At 48.1% G+C, this 13,148-nt stretch carries 14 protein-coding genes; 6 read left to right on the top strand and 8 right to left on the bottom strand.

The window, feature by feature from the left end:
- Positions 1-62: 62 nt before the first annotated feature.
- The 4 genes from ydfJ to A7Z06_RS09435 form a co-directional block, all read right to left on the bottom strand.
- Complete coding sequence (gene ydfJ, locus A7Z06_RS09450; RefSeq protein WP_105279405.1) at positions 63-1,430, bottom strand: MHS family MFS transporter YdfJ; 1,368 nt, start codon at positions 1,428-1,430, stop codon at positions 63-65.
- A gap of 57 nt (positions 1,431-1,487) precedes the next feature.
- Complete coding sequence (locus tag A7Z06_RS09445; RefSeq protein ID WP_000836028.1) at positions 1,488-2,507, bottom strand: Zn-dependent oxidoreductase; 1,020 nt, start codon at positions 2,505-2,507, stop codon at positions 1,488-1,490.
- Positions 2,508-2,521: 14 nt separating this feature from the next.
- Positions 2,522-3,736 carry a starvation-sensing protein RspA gene (gene rspA / locus A7Z06_RS09440; protein ID WP_000706278.1) on the bottom strand — a complete coding sequence of 405 codons (1,215 nt, stop codon included), beginning with the start codon at positions 3,734-3,736 and terminating at the stop codon, positions 2,522-2,524.
- 216 nt (positions 3,737-3,952) lie between these two features.
- On the bottom strand, positions 3,953-4,279 hold the full coding sequence (locus tag A7Z06_RS09435) for a YnfA family protein (RefSeq protein ID WP_010346477.1): 327 nt from the start codon (positions 4,277-4,279) through the stop codon (positions 3,953-3,955).
- 133 nt (positions 4,280-4,412) lie between these two features.
- On the opposite strand from A7Z06_RS09435, the gene A7Z06_RS09430 reads away from it, so the two are divergent.
- Positions 4,413-4,754, top strand: a complete 342-nt coding sequence (locus A7Z06_RS09430; RefSeq protein WP_001027858.1) for a DUF1283 family protein — start codon at positions 4,413-4,415, stop codon at positions 4,752-4,754.
- Positions 4,755-4,788: 34 nt separating this feature from the next.
- Positions 4,789-5,349, top strand: a complete 561-nt coding sequence (gene speG / locus A7Z06_RS09425) for a spermidine N1-acetyltransferase (RefSeq protein WP_000199501.1) — start codon at positions 4,789-4,791, stop codon at positions 5,347-5,349.
- Between the two features lie 2 nt (positions 5,350-5,351).
- On the opposite strand, the gene A7Z06_RS09420 is transcribed toward speG, so the two are convergent.
- On the bottom strand, positions 5,352-6,062 hold the full coding sequence (locus tag A7Z06_RS09420; protein WP_077629694.1) for a YnfC family lipoprotein: 711 nt from the start codon (positions 6,060-6,062) through the stop codon (positions 5,352-5,354).
- A 106-nt stretch (positions 6,063-6,168) separates the two neighbouring features.
- Between A7Z06_RS09420 and A7Z06_RS09415 the strand changes: the two genes are divergently transcribed.
- From A7Z06_RS09415 to clcB, 3 genes are all read left to right on the top strand, one after another.
- Positions 6,169-6,474 (top strand): DUF1161 domain-containing protein, encoded by a 306-nt coding sequence (locus A7Z06_RS09415; RefSeq protein ID WP_000690952.1) that lies wholly within the window; start codon positions 6,169-6,171, stop codon positions 6,472-6,474.
- Between the two features lie 209 nt (positions 6,475-6,683).
- Positions 6,684-7,298, top strand: a complete 615-nt coding sequence (gene dmsD, locus A7Z06_RS09410) for a Tat proofreading chaperone DmsD (RefSeq protein ID WP_000148722.1) — start codon at positions 6,684-6,686, stop codon at positions 7,296-7,298.
- A gap of 157 nt (positions 7,299-7,455) precedes the next feature.
- A complete protein-coding gene (gene clcB / locus A7Z06_RS09405) occupies positions 7,456-8,748 on the top strand; it encodes a voltage-gated ClC-type chloride channel ClcB (protein ID WP_071987965.1) in 1,293 nt (430 codons plus the stop codon).
- Here clcB and bioD read toward each other — a convergent pair.
- The 3 genes from bioD to A7Z06_RS09390 form a co-directional block, all read right to left on the bottom strand.
- Positions 8,701-9,396, bottom strand: coding sequence for a dethiobiotin synthase (bioD, locus tag A7Z06_RS09400; RefSeq protein ID WP_000919215.1), 696 nt, complete (start codon positions 9,394-9,396; stop codon positions 8,701-8,703). The two genes, clcB and bioD, sit on opposite strands and share 48 nt — an antisense overlap.
- Positions 9,397-9,521: 125 nt before the next feature.
- On the bottom strand, positions 9,522-10,742 hold the full coding sequence (gene mlc / locus A7Z06_RS09395; protein WP_000225268.1) for a sugar metabolism global transcriptional regulator Mlc: 1,221 nt from the start codon (positions 10,740-10,742) through the stop codon (positions 9,522-9,524).
- A gap of 134 nt (positions 10,743-10,876) precedes the next feature.
- Entirely contained in the window at positions 10,877-11,770 is an 894-nt protein-coding gene (locus A7Z06_RS09390; RefSeq protein ID WP_105279404.1) for a LysR family transcriptional regulator, read from the bottom strand.
- 106 nt (positions 11,771-11,876) lie between these two features.
- Here A7Z06_RS09390 and A7Z06_RS09385 point away from each other — a divergent pair, with 106 nt between their 5' ends.
- The gene (locus A7Z06_RS09385) at positions 11,877-13,130 is read left to right on the top strand and encodes an MFS transporter (protein WP_105279403.1); all 1,254 of its coding nucleotides are present in this window, start codon (positions 11,877-11,879) and stop codon (positions 13,128-13,130) included.
- Positions 13,131-13,148: the final 18 nt, after the last annotated feature.

Genomic DNA, 13,148 nt, shown 5'->3' with positions numbered 1-13,148 from the left:
CAAGCTGAATGGTTTGTTATATGAATAAAAATCCCTCCTCACTAAGAGAAGGGATTCTGGATTTACAGACTTGTTGAAGGTTGCGCAGCTTTTACAACGCGCGGTTGATCTTCTGCAGCATCTTCCAGCGCACTCAAATCGCGGTCTTTAACTTCTGGCATTTTCAGCGCGGAAATTAAGCCGATGACGGAATAAGCCATAATCATTATTGCAATCGGATACCAGGATCCTGTCATGTTACAGAAAATACCGGCCAGAATAGGACCAAACCCTGAAGCGATAAGACCACCAATTTCTTTAGATATTGCCATTCGGGTAAAGCGGTTTTTACAGCCGAACATCTCTGCCATGGTAATGTTTTCCAGGGCAAATAATCCCAACACCGCACAGTTGTGAATCACAATGAGTGCAACCATGATGGTGCCCGGTGCATAGCTTTTATCTACAATGATAGAAAGCATTGGCCACGCCAGGACAATAGCTGAAGTATTCATAATGATATAAGGAATACGACGGCCAATTTTATCGGATAACCAACCGAGGAAAGGAATCGTCATAAAACCGATAATAGAACTGATCATTAATGCATCTGTGGGAATTGCTTTATTAAACAGCAAAGTTTGCACTAAATAACCAGCAAGGAAAGTTTGAATCAGACCTGAGTTTCCTGCCTGTCCAAAACGCAGACCTGTTGCCAGCCAGAAGGATTTGCTCTGGAACATGCTACCGACAGGTGCAGGTTTTGCTGTAGGTTGGTTGCTGTCGTTAACCTTCTCAAAAACCGGGCTTTCTTTCAGGTTCATTCGCAACCAGATAGCAAAGACCATCACGACAACGCTCGCCAGGAACGGTATACGCCATCCCCATGCCAGCAGTTCTTCTTTACTAAGAATAAAGAACATAAAGGCCCAGATTGCCGTTGCGCTCAAGGTTCCGCAGTTAGTACCCATAGCCACAAATGAGGAGATAATTCCGCGCTTACCTTTCGGCGCATATTCCGCCAGCATCGTACCGGCACCGGAAATTTCCGCACCTGCCCCCAGCCCCTGAATAATACGCAACGTCACCAGCAAGATTGGCGCAAAAACACCAATCTGCGCATAGGTCGGCAACACACCAATTAAGGTAGTACAGATCCCCATCATGGTGATGGTAATAAAGAGCACTTTTTTACGCCCTATTCTGTCGCCCATTTTGCCGAAAATAAATGCTCCGACAATACGTGCAACATAACCAGCACCGTAAGTTCCCATTGCCAGAATTAACGCCATTGCGGTTGACGATTCCGGGAAAAATATTTCATGGAATACTAACGCTGCACCGAGCGAGTATAACTGAAAATCCATAAATTCAAGTGCCGTACCTAACCATCCTGATACCGCTGCCTTCACTAAATCCTTAGTGCTTCTTTCATGTTTATCTATTGTCATAATTGTTATCTCTAAATAAGAGGTAAGATGCGTAATGCTTATTCGCTATTATTGGTATTATTCAGAAAACGTGAGTAAAACTTTGCAACAATGCTTTTGATCCTTTTCAAATAATGAAATGGCATCAGCAACATGCAGATAATCAAATGTATGGGTAATTAATTTATCAGGATTAATTAACCCTTTGCTTAACCAGTCGATAACTACCGGGAATTTATTGGCATTTAACCGGGAAGAAAAAATAGAGAGTTCCTTGCCGGTAATTCCCTGCTGAATGACTTCAGACGGTTCACTGGAGAAGCCCATTAACACAATTCGTGCCGCCGGAGAAGCCAGCATAACCGCTTCTTTCAAAATGGAAGGATGGCAAGCAGCATCAATAATTAATGTTGGTTTGATGCCCTTTTCAGCGAATATTTCGCCAAGCGATGTCTGGCTGTTATTAATCGCCCAGTCTGCCCCGCTCTCTTTCGCTTTATCCAGTCGTTCATCAATACGATCGGCGACAATCACATTTTTAACGTTATAAACACCTTTCAATACCTGAACGATAGTCAGACCAATCGGGCCGGCACCATAAACCAGCACGGTGTCATCTTCAGTCGGCTGACCGTGTCCAGTAACGTTCGCCGCAATGGTAAAAGGTTCGATCATTACAGCGAACTGATCAGCCACCCCATCGGGAATTTTCCACGCATTCTTCGCCGGAACGACTGCATATTCGCTAAAACCGCCATCAGCGTGAACACCTAATACAGCTAAAGTTGTGCAAACGTTGGGTTTACCCATTGAGCATGGATAACAATGTCCGCAGCTGACTACGGGATCTACCGCAACACGTTCGCCAACTCTGGCGTTATCCACACCTTCACCTACGGCATCAATCACACCAAAAAATTCGTGACCAATGACGCGCGGATATTTCGCAAACGGATTATGACCGCGATAAATGTGACTATCCGATCCACAAATTCCCGCGAGTTTCACTTTTACTCGTACTTCACCCACTGCCGGGGTCGGAATTTCACGTTCGATAATCGCCAGTTGATTCGGTTTTTCAATTAAAATACTTTTCATTATTGTATGACTCCTTACCAGTTCCATAGCGTGCCATCTTCCAGACGTGCGACTGGTAGATAGGCAGGTTCGTAGGGATATTTTGCCGCCAGCTTTTCATCGAATTCGATGCCAATGCCTGGCTTATCACCAGGATGCATATAGCCGTTATCGAAGCTCCAGTTGTGCGGGAAGACTTCAAGCATTTGTTCTGAATAGCCCATATACTCCTGGACGCCGAAATTCGGCACCCACAGGTCAAAGTGCAACGCCGCAGCCATGCAGACTGGCGACAAATCGGAAGGACCATGTGAGCCAGTACGTACCTGGTAAAGCGAAGCAAAATCGGCAATTCTGCGCATACCTGTGATGCCGCCAGCGTGGGTCAGCGTTGTACGGATATAGTCGATGAGTTGTTCTTCAATCAGCTGTTTGCAGTCCCAGATGCTGTTAAAGACTTCCCCCACCGCAATTGGCGTTACGGTATGTTGGCGAATGAGGCGGAAGCACTCCTGGTTTTCTGCGGGTGTCGGATCTTCCATCCAGAACAGGCGATAATCTTCAATACTTTTGCCAAAACGTGCCGCCTCAATGGGTGTTAAACGATGGTGCATGTCATGCAGTACATGCTCATTAAAGCCAAACTTATTGCGCACTGCGTCGAACAGTTTTGGCATAAAGTCGAGATATTTTTCCGTTGACCACAACTGCTCTTCTGGCCACTGCCCTTTGGTCGCAGGTTCATAAGCCAGCCCTTTTCCTTTGGACATACCGTAAGTCGTTTTCATACCGGGAATACCGCACTGCACGCGGATAGCTTTGAATCCCAGTTCTTGATGGCGAGCGTAATCATCCAGTGCTTCATCAATACTGTGACCGGTGGTATGACAATAGACCATTACGCCTTCACGGGAAGCCCCACCTAACAGTTGGTAAAGCGGCATGTTTGCGGCTTTGGCTTTAATGTCCCACAGCGCCATATCAACAGCGGAAATAGCCGACATGGTGACAGGGCCGCGACGCCAGTAAGCGCCTTTATAGAAAAACTGCCAGATATCTTCGATACGATGGGCATCGCGGCCTATAAGTTGTGGACAGATATGATCCTGCAAATAGGACGCAACGGAAAGTTCGCGCCCGTTCAGAGTGGCATCACCAAGACCGGTAATACCGTCCTCGGTGGTGATTTTTAAGGTGACGAAATTACGTCCCGGACAGGTAACAAAAACTTCAGCCCCTACGATCTTCATGTTCTATTCCTTGCATCGCTTGTCGTGATGCATGAAATCTACGCAACTGAGCTACTACCATACAAGTATTAAGATCAAGAAAAGCCAGAGCGATCACAAAAAAAGGCGCATATTTGCGCCGTGAATAGTTCTAAAAACAGTCAAACTTTATTGTTTTTTCGGGGATCGACTAGTGCGTATATTATTGATAACAAAACATGAGTTATATCAGATAAGTCAGGCGCGTCCCCAGCCAGCAACAATAATCAACATGCCGAAAAGTGCAATTATCGCTCCCGTCCAGTCGTAGAGACTGAGCTTCACTCCATCCACAACCCGCAGCCACAGGAGCGCCGTACAGACATAAACACCGCCATATGCTGCATAAACTCGCCCACTTGCTGCTGGATGCAACGTTAACAGCCAGACGAAAAGCGCCAGGGAAATTCCCGCCGGAACCAACAACCAGACACTGGCATTCCGTTTCAGCCACAGCCAGGGCAAAAAACAACCAATGATTTCACACAAAGCGGTAGCAAAAAACAGTAACGTTGTTTTAATCATCTTTGTCACTCATTGACATCATGTATATTTATAGGACGACATAATATCATCAACATAGACATCCTCTGGTACGTTTCGCGTTCACAGTGGATCGTGTAAAATCGCCCTTAATCATTCATGTAAGGAATAGATCATGAATATCACTCTCTGCAAAAAACTCAGCCTGCTCGCTTTTCTGCTGCCTTGCGCACTGGCATTTAGCGCAACTACCCATGCAGAAACCAACAAACTGGTGATTGAATCTGGCGACAGCGCACAGAGTCGCCAGCAGGCAGCAATGGAAAAAGAGCAATGGAATGACACGCGTAATCTGCGTCAAAAAATCAACAAACGCACCGAGAAAGAATGGGATAAAGCCGACGCCGCATTTGATAACCGCGATAAATGCGAGCAGAGTGCCAACATTAATGCCTACTGGGAGCCGAATACTTTACGCTGCCTGGATCGTCGTACTGGTCGCGTAATCATCCCCTAACCTGTTATTGATATAAGGAATGTAAGGACACGTTATGACTAGCGCCCACAGTGTTAAGCTACGTCCGCTGGAGCGTGAAGATTTACGCTATGTGCATCAACTCGACAATAACGCCAGCGTGATGCGTTACTGGTTTGAGGAGCCCTACGAAGCCTTCGTTGAACTCTCTGATCTGTACGATAAACATATTCACGATCAGAGTGAACGTCGTTTCGTCGTGGAATGTGATGGCGAAAAGGCAGGTCTGGTGGAACTGGTAGAAATTAACCACGTCCATCGCCGCGCAGAATTTCAGATAATCATCTCCCCGGAATACCAAGGTAAAGGTCTGGCAACCCGCGCCGCGAAATTAGCGATGGATTATGGTTTCACTGTTCTTAATCTTTATAAGCTTTATCTGATTGTTGATAAAGAGAATGAGAAAGCGATTCATATATATCGTAAGCTCGGTTTTACGGTCGAAGGTGAACTGATGCATGAATTCTTTATTAACGGTCAATATCGTAATGCCATTCGCATGTGCATATTCCAGCATCAGTATCTGGCGGAACATAAAACGCAAGGGCAAACTCTACTAAAACCGACCGCGCAATAGTATTAATAATAATCAATGGTATTTTTGATGGTGTAAACCCGTTCGACGGCGGGTTTTACTCCCTCATCCACAATGATTAATTGGCAGTCCACTGGATTCGCGTGGCTGTCATATTCACAAGTCTGTCTGACATTACCAACCTGTTGATTATTCAGTAAAGTAATTGCCGTATAATCCAGTTTTTTGATCGGGTCCGTTGATGGTGTGGCGCTGACAGATAACGTTTTGTCGTTACTTTTCGTCGTTTTCCCCAGCGGATAACCCTGATCATCATAGTGATATTCCATCTGCATCTGTTTGCTGCTGGCCTTAACCACGAAACCATTATCATCAGTTTCCCAACTTACACCGGCAGAAGGTAATTCTGCTAACTGGCATTTTCCCTGTAGACGTACTCTTTTCTCCAGCGTCTGTGCATCCCGATAATAATTTGCATCCAACACCAGGGTAATCACGGTATTATTTTCCAGATCCAGTAATTCGAGGGAATCAAAACAGCCCTCTTCCGATAAATTCCCCGAAACACGTTTCGTGACTTCCCCTTGCTCATTCATTAACGTCTGAGTGAAATCTTTAACCGGCCCACGCAGCGGGTCAAAATCAAATTCATTAGAGAAACTGGCCATTTCTGGCGTTAATGAAAGAGTTACCTCTGTACGGTCACATCCTGTGAGTATTATCGCAAGCAAACATGGCAGTAATTTGTAATTCACATCAATCACCAGACAGTAGAGATGATTCTCAATCATAGTAGTAAATACAGTAATTTACACGTGAAATGCTATGCTTATTTAGTAATATTCATGTAAGGAGCCAATGATGAAAATCATAGCCTGCAGTGCCGCACTTCTGCTCACCCTGGCCTCATCCACAGTGCTCGCCGCGTCGGATTCATGTGAGCGCATAAAAAGTGATATTTCACAGCGTATTATCAATAACGGCGTACCAGAAAGTGGCTTCACTTTAAGTATTGTGCCGAATGATCAGGTCGACCAGCCTGATTCACAGGTCGTCGGGCATTGCGCTAACGACACGCATAAAATTCTCTACACCCGCACCACCAGCGGTAATGTTTCTGCCCACACCCAGCCAACCCATGATAATGAGCCTGCGGAATCGCATTAATAAACCTGTGACTGCCTGATACGATGCTTACGCATCATATCAGGCCTGCCGTGTGGTATTGTTATGCGCAGGCAGTGTCCGCTAGCTGGGACACCTGCGGTGAGATGATCGGGCGTGCGCTCGTTTATGGCCTGCACATAATGTTCAGAATGGCCATCGCAGGTTAACAAATTGGTGCGGGATAAACCGCACGTTTCAGGATGATAGGAATGACGCATTTCTCACAACAAGATAATTTTTCTGTCGCGGCGCGCGTGCTGGGCGCGCTGTTTTATTACGCTCCTGAGAGTAAAGAGGCCTCTCCACTGGTTTCTGCGCTAACCAGTGACGATTGGGTCACCCAGTGGCCTTTATCACAAACGTCATTAGCGCCGCTGGCAACGGCTTTTAAGGAAGAATGTGAAGAGTCGCGTACTCAGGCCTGGCAACGATTATTTGTCGGGCCGTGGGCGCTACCCTCTCCTCCGTGGGGATCTGTCTGGCTGGATCGCGAATCGGTGCTGTTTGGCGATTCTACTTTGGCGCTTCGTCAATGGATGCGCGAAAAAGGCATTCAGTTTGAAATGAAACAAAACGAACCGGAAGATCATTTTGGTTCGCTGCTGTTGATGGCAGCATGGCTGGCAGAGAACGGTCGTCAGACCGAGTGCGAAGAGTTGTTGGCCTGGCATCTTTTACCGTGGTCAACACGCTTTCTTGAGGTGTTTATCGAGAAGGCGGAACACCCTTTTTATCGCACGCTCGGTGAGCTGGCTCGTTTAACGCTGACACAATGGCAGTCACAGTTGCTGATTCCTGTCGCGGTAAAACCCCTGTTTCGCTGAATAATCCTGAGTAAGACCGAAGGGCGTGAACTGCACGCCTTTCGGCTCCAGTAAGTGACAACGTCACGCTTAATACCACATAAAGCACGCACAGCTTTTGCGCCAGGCTTCTTTTCCCGCAAAATAGAGACCCGTGTTTAATTTGCCGTTTCTGCTCATGCAACATCTACATGTCTACCCGGATCTGCGCACCATGTTCCGCCGCCTGCTTATCGCAATGGTCGTAGGCATTCTGGCGGCCTTTGCCGTTGCAGGGTTTCGTCATGCGATGCTGCTACTGGAGTGGCTGTTCCTCAATAATGACTCCGGCAGTCTGGTCAATGCAGCAACGAACCTTTCTCCGTGGCGTCGGCTGCTAACGCCGGCGCTCGGCGGACTGGCGGCTGGTTTGTTGCTGATGGGTTGGCAGAAACTCACTCAACAACGCCCCCATGCGCCTACCGATTATATGGAGGCGTTACAAACCGATGGGCAGTTTGATTACGCCACCAGTCTGATTAAATCCTTCGCTTCTTTGCTGGTGGTGACCAGCGGCAGCGCCATTGGTCGTGAAGGTGCGATGATCCTGTTGGCGGCACTTGCTGCATCCTGGTTTGCCCAACGTTTTACCCCACGCGAAGAGTGGAAATTGTGGATTGCCTGTGGCGCGGCTGCGGGGATGGCAGCAGCCTATCGCGCCCCACTTGCCGGGAGTTTATTTATTGCCGAAGTATTGTTTGGCACCATGATGCTGGCCTCCCTTGCACCAGTAGTAATCTCTGCCGTAGTGGCATTGCTTATTAGCAATCTTCTTAATCACAGCAATGCTTTGCTCTACAGCGTGCAACTCTCCATGATGATTCAGGCTCGTGACTATGCACTGATTATCAGTACAGGCGTGCTGATGGGTTTGTGCGGTCCATTGTTTTTAAAGCTAATGAACGCCAGTCATCAGGGTTTTATTAATCTAAAACTTGCACCGCCCTGGCAACTGGCATTGGGAGGGTTAATCGTGGGTCTGCTTTCCCTGCTCACTCCTGCCGTGTGGGGCAACGGCTATAGTACGGTGCAATCCTTTTTAACAGCCCCGCCACTGTTTATGGGCATTGCCGTGATCTTCCTCTGCAAGCTAGTTGCCGTGCTGGCCAGCAGTGGTTCCGGCGCGCCTGGGGGAGTGTTTACGCCGACCTTATTTATCGGACTGGCAATTGGCATGTTGTATGCCCGGAGCCTGGGGTTATGGTTTACTGACAGTGAAGGAATTACGCTTTTACTTGGGCTAACCGGGATGGCAACACTACTGGCTGCGACTACACATGCGCCCATTATGTCGACACTGATGATATGTGAAATGACCGGGGAGTATCAGCTACTCCCCGGTTTATTGATTGCTTGTGTGATTGCGTCAGTAATGTCGCGGACGTTACATCGTGATTCTATCTACCGCCAGCACACTACGCAGCATGGATAAGCGGATATATTGCCCCAGTTCACGCTGTTCTGCGCGAGGCAGATAAGGAAGCTCACCAATAAGCGGTGCCGGGAGTTTTTTACCCAATACATCAATGATTTCAGCGTAATGTGCTAACCCTGGGTTGATACGGTTAGCCACCCAGCCAATCAGCGGCAGTCCGTCGTTGGCAATCGCCTGTGCTGTCAGAAGCGCATGGTTAATACAACCTTCCTGAATACCTACCACCATCAACACGGGTAGCTGCTCCTGAACCACCCATTCAGAGAGCGGACGCAGGTCATTCATCAGGCTACGCCAGCCACCAGTACCTTCAACAACCACATGGTCGACTTTATCAGTCAGATTAGCCAGGCCATTTGAAATAAGGGTGTAATTGATCGGGCAACTGTGCGCCACACTGCTTTCTTCTTCGCTTAACGCTATGGGATTGACTGCTTCATAAGGCAGTTCAATTGATGAAACACTCTGCAACACCAGGGCATCTTTATTACGTAGCCCATCAGGTGTCTCTTTGCTCCCCTTCGCCACGGGTTTATACCCCGCAACCGTTTTTCCCTGGGAGGCTAACGCTTGTAGCAATGCGCGGGAAACCACTGTTTTCCCCACAGAAGTGTCTGTACCTGTTATAAAGAAACGCTTCAGCATCACTAACTCCACCGTTATGCTTCACAAATATAAGCCAGGAAAATAATTCAACTTTGGAAGTCTAAGTTATGCGTTCCTGGCTCAATTTGAGATAGCGCAAATTTTGGTAGAACAGTTAAAAAATGTTAACCCTGCAACAGACGAATCAACAAAGAACCGTTATACATCGCGTCTTTTACCAACGCCGCCCCCGCCATCGTCCCCTGATTAGAGAACTGGGTACTCTCGACGCTAATATGCTGGCTGTAGGCGGGAAGCGCCTGCTGACGGATACTGTCAGAAATTACAGGGAACAGGATCTCTGCAGCTTTGCTTAGCGGCGAACCAATCAGTATTTTTTGTGGGTTGAATAAATTCACCATAATGGCAAGAATTCGCCCGACGTGCGTCCCCACGCCAGTAATAATATCTTTTGCCAGCAGATCGCCCTGCAACGCAGCCAGACACAATGAATCCACAGTTAATGGCTGCCCATGTAACATAGAACTCATAGATTGATTCAAACGTAATTGTGCAAGCTCAAGAATACTATCAACACTAGCAATGGTTTCAAGGCAGCCGTGGTTACCGCAATAACAGCGTTTCCCGTAGGGATCGACCTGAGTGTGACCAATTTCCACAAGGCTACTGCTTCCCGCGTGTAGCAAATGACCATCGGTAATCACACCAGCACCCACGTTGTGATCAATCACCACCTGAATCACATCGCGTGCTCCGCGTGATGCGCCGAACAAGGCCTCAGCCATCGTCCATGCGCTAATATCATGCTGAATATAAACCGGTACACCGGTGTGCTGCTCCAGTACTTCGCCGAGCGGCATCTCTTTTACGTCCTCATAGAACGGCATACGATGCACAATGCCATTTTCCGTATCAATAATTCCCGGCAAGGTTATGGCAATCGAAGTTAGACGCTCCAGTTTTTTCTGATGGCGGATAAAAAACTGATCAATATGATTAATGATGCGATCCAGCAGTGGCGAGTCATCTTTCAACGCCAGCTCCTGCGACTCTTCCACCACCAGTTTGCTGCTCAGATCGCGCAGGGCAAGGAAAATCTCCCCGCGACTAATGCGCAAAGAAAGATAGTGCCAGGCTTCGGTTTCAACCACTAGCCCCACCGCTGGACGACCACGGTTCCCCGCCTCTTTAATTTCCAGCTCTTGCACCAGGTGCGCTTCGAGCATTTCACGGACAATTTTGGTGATACTGGCTGGCGCCAGTTGCGCCAGCCGGGAAAGATCGATACGCGAAACTGGACCAAGCTGATCAATCAGGCGGTAAACCGCGCCCGCGTTGGTCTGCTTTATTTGATCAATGTGCCCAGGCTGGTTTTCAGCAACCACCGCATACTCCCTATATTTTCGCGCTCCGAAATAATCTGTAGGTTATGGTGAAGTACTTCAATATGCGTCGTCAAATTTTTACTTCGTCATGTGATTGACAGCACATTTTTCGGTTTTTTTTGCTGAATTATCCCTCACCGGAGTGCATTCATCAGCTGAATACGAAAGTTTCGCGCTGCCGGGCTTTGTTCACGATGCTTTGGCCAAACCAGCCACATTTCAGAAACCGCATCCTCTTCAGCAATAGGTAACCAGCGCATTTCATTGAGTTGGACACGTTTAAAAGAGGCGGGCAAAATCGAAACACCAAGACCGGCGGAAACCAGACCGATGATCGTCATCGCCTCGCCCACTTCCTGGGTGATGACCGGAGTCAGATTATAACGCCGCATCAGGCCAATAATGTCGTCATACAGCCCCGTCCCTACGTGCGGATCAAAAAAAACAAACGGTTCTTTTGCCAGTTCCGCCAGCGTTACCTTCGGTTTATTTGCCAAAGGATGATCGTGCGGGATCATCGCCATAAGCGGTTCATGCACGATTACCGCGTGATCCAGCGTCTCCGGCAACACGGTGTTTCGTAACAACCCCATATCGAGCGTCCCTTCGGTAAGAGGGTCTATTTGCTCGCGAGTATTCATCTCACGCGTCTGCAAATGGACATCAGGAAATTCACAGCGAAATAGCGATAAGGTATCAGACACTGCGCGAATAAAGGGTGCCGACGAGGTAAAGCCAATGCGTAACTCTCCCGCTTCTCCCTGATGCAGACGCTCAGCGCGAGCGGCTGCGTCATCCACCATAGACAGGATTTGCCGACTATCAGCAAGGAACTGCTTTCCTGCTGCCGTAAGCAGCACGCTGCGGTTGGTTCGTGCCAACAGTCGCGCGCCAATTTGTTGCTCCAGAGCCTGAATCTGCTGACTTAGCGGCGGTTGCGAAATGTTCAGGCGGGCAGCCGCGCGTCCAAAATGCAGCTCTTCCGCAACGGCAACAAAGTACCGGAGGTGACGCAATTCAATATTCATATCTTAAACATCTTATTTGAGATTATTAATATATTAGACATAACAATTCGATTTTCCTACTCTATTCCTAATCCCACATCACGGGCATAATTAGCAAGGATTTCAAGTGAGTCGTACTACAACTGTTGATGGCGCTCCGGCAAGCGACACTGACGAGCAACCCCTTTCCCAGCCAAACGAATTCATTAAACGCGGTACACCGCAATTTATGCGTGTCACCCTGGCGCTATTCTCTGCCGGGCTGGCAACCTTCGCGCTTCTCTATTGCGTGCAACCTATTCTTCCGGTGCTTTCGCAAGAATTTGGCTTAACGCCTGCTAACAGTAGTATTTCACTGTCCATTTCAACGGCGATGTTAGCTATCGGTTTGCTGTTTACTGGCCCGCTATCCGATGCCATTGGTCGCAAGCCAGTGATGGTGACGGCGCTACTGTTGGCCTCCATCTGTACGTTACTTTCGACAATGATGACCAGCTGGCACGGCATTTTGATTATGCGCGCCTTGATTGGCCTGTCGTTAAGTGGTGTAGCTGCTGTTGGTATGACCTACCTTAGCGAAGAGATCCACCCCAGTTTTGTGGCCTTTTCAATGGGACTGTATATCAGCGGCAACTCGATTGGCGGCATGAGCGGGCGCTTAATCAGCGGTGTATTTACTGACTTCTTTAACTGGCGAATTGCGCTGGCGGCTATCGGCTGTTTCGCCCTGACCTCGGCGTTAATGTTCTGGAAAATTCTCCCGGAATCACGTCATTTCCGTCCTTCTTCACTGCGCCCAAAAACACTGTTTATTAACTTCCGTCTGCACTGGCGCGATCGGGGACTCCCCTTATTATTCGTCGAAGGTTTTTTGCTGATGGGCTCATTCGTAACGCTGTTTAATTACATCGGTTATCGGTTGATGCTCTCCCCATGGCATGTTAGCCAGGCAGTGGTTGGGTTATTATCGCTGGTCTATTTGACAGGCACCTGGAGTTCGCCAAAAGCAGGCACCATGACTACCCGCTTCGGTCGTGGCCCGGTGATGTTATTTTCGACAGGTGTTATGCTTTTGGGTCTTATCCTGACATTGTTCAGCTCACTTTGGCTCATTTTTATCGGTATGATGCTTTTCTCAAGCGGATTTTTTGCCGCTCATTCTGTTGCCAGTAGCTGGATTGGCCCTCGTGCTAAACGCGCCAAAGGCCAGGCTTCTTCGCTTTATCTATTCTGTTACTACCTGGGTTCAAGCATTGCCGGAACATTAGGTGGCGTCTTCTGGCATAACTATGGCTGGAACGGCGTCAGTGCATTTATTGCCCTGATGCTGGTGGTCGCTATTCTGGTCGGAACACGTTTACATCATCGGCTGCACGCCTGAAAAAATAAGTCCGGACGA

It is taken from the genome of Escherichia sp. MOD1-EC6819, from assembly GCF_002965765.1.
Classification (GTDB): Bacteria; Pseudomonadota; Gammaproteobacteria; order Enterobacterales; family Enterobacteriaceae; genus Escherichia; species Escherichia ruysiae.
Note: the sequence above shows the minus strand (reverse complement) of the source record. Positions and strands in the feature narration are given on the sequence as shown.

Bases quoted from the DNA above. Each gene is read 5' to 3' on its own strand.
- A7Z06_RS09415 (WP_000690952.1), top strand. From the start codon at position 6,169: ATGAAAATCATAGCCTGCAGTGCCGCACTTCTGCTCACCCTGGCCTCA.
- bioD (WP_000919215.1), bottom strand. From the start codon at position 9,396: ATGCTGAAGCGTTTCTTTATAACAGGTACAGACACTTCTGTGGGGAAA.
- speG (WP_000199501.1), top strand. From the start codon at position 4,789: ATGACTAGCGCCCACAGTGTTAAGCTACGTCCGCTGGAGCGTGAAGAT.
- A7Z06_RS09390 (WP_105279404.1), bottom strand. From the start codon at position 11,770: ATGAATATTGAATTGCGTCACCTCCGGTACTTTGTTGCCGTTGCGGAA.
- A7Z06_RS09430 (WP_001027858.1), top strand. From the start codon at position 4,413: ATGAATATCACTCTCTGCAAAAAACTCAGCCTGCTCGCTTTTCTGCTG.
- dmsD (WP_000148722.1), top strand. From the start codon at position 6,684: ATGACGCATTTCTCACAACAAGATAATTTTTCTGTCGCGGCGCGCGTG.
- A7Z06_RS09445 (WP_000836028.1), bottom strand. From the start codon at position 2,507: ATGAAAAGTATTTTAATTGAAAAACCGAATCAACTGGCGATTATCGAA.
- clcB (WP_071987965.1), top strand. From the start codon at position 7,456: ATGCAACATCTACATGTCTACCCGGATCTGCGCACCATGTTCCGCCGC.
- A7Z06_RS09435 (WP_010346477.1), bottom strand. From the start codon at position 4,279: ATGATTAAAACAACGTTACTGTTTTTTGCTACCGCTTTGTGTGAAATC.
- ydfJ (WP_105279405.1), bottom strand. From the start codon at position 1,430: ATGACAATAGATAAACATGAAAGAAGCACTAAGGATTTAGTGAAGGCA.
- rspA (WP_000706278.1), bottom strand. From the start codon at position 3,736: ATGAAGATCGTAGGGGCTGAAGTTTTTGTTACCTGTCCGGGACGTAAT.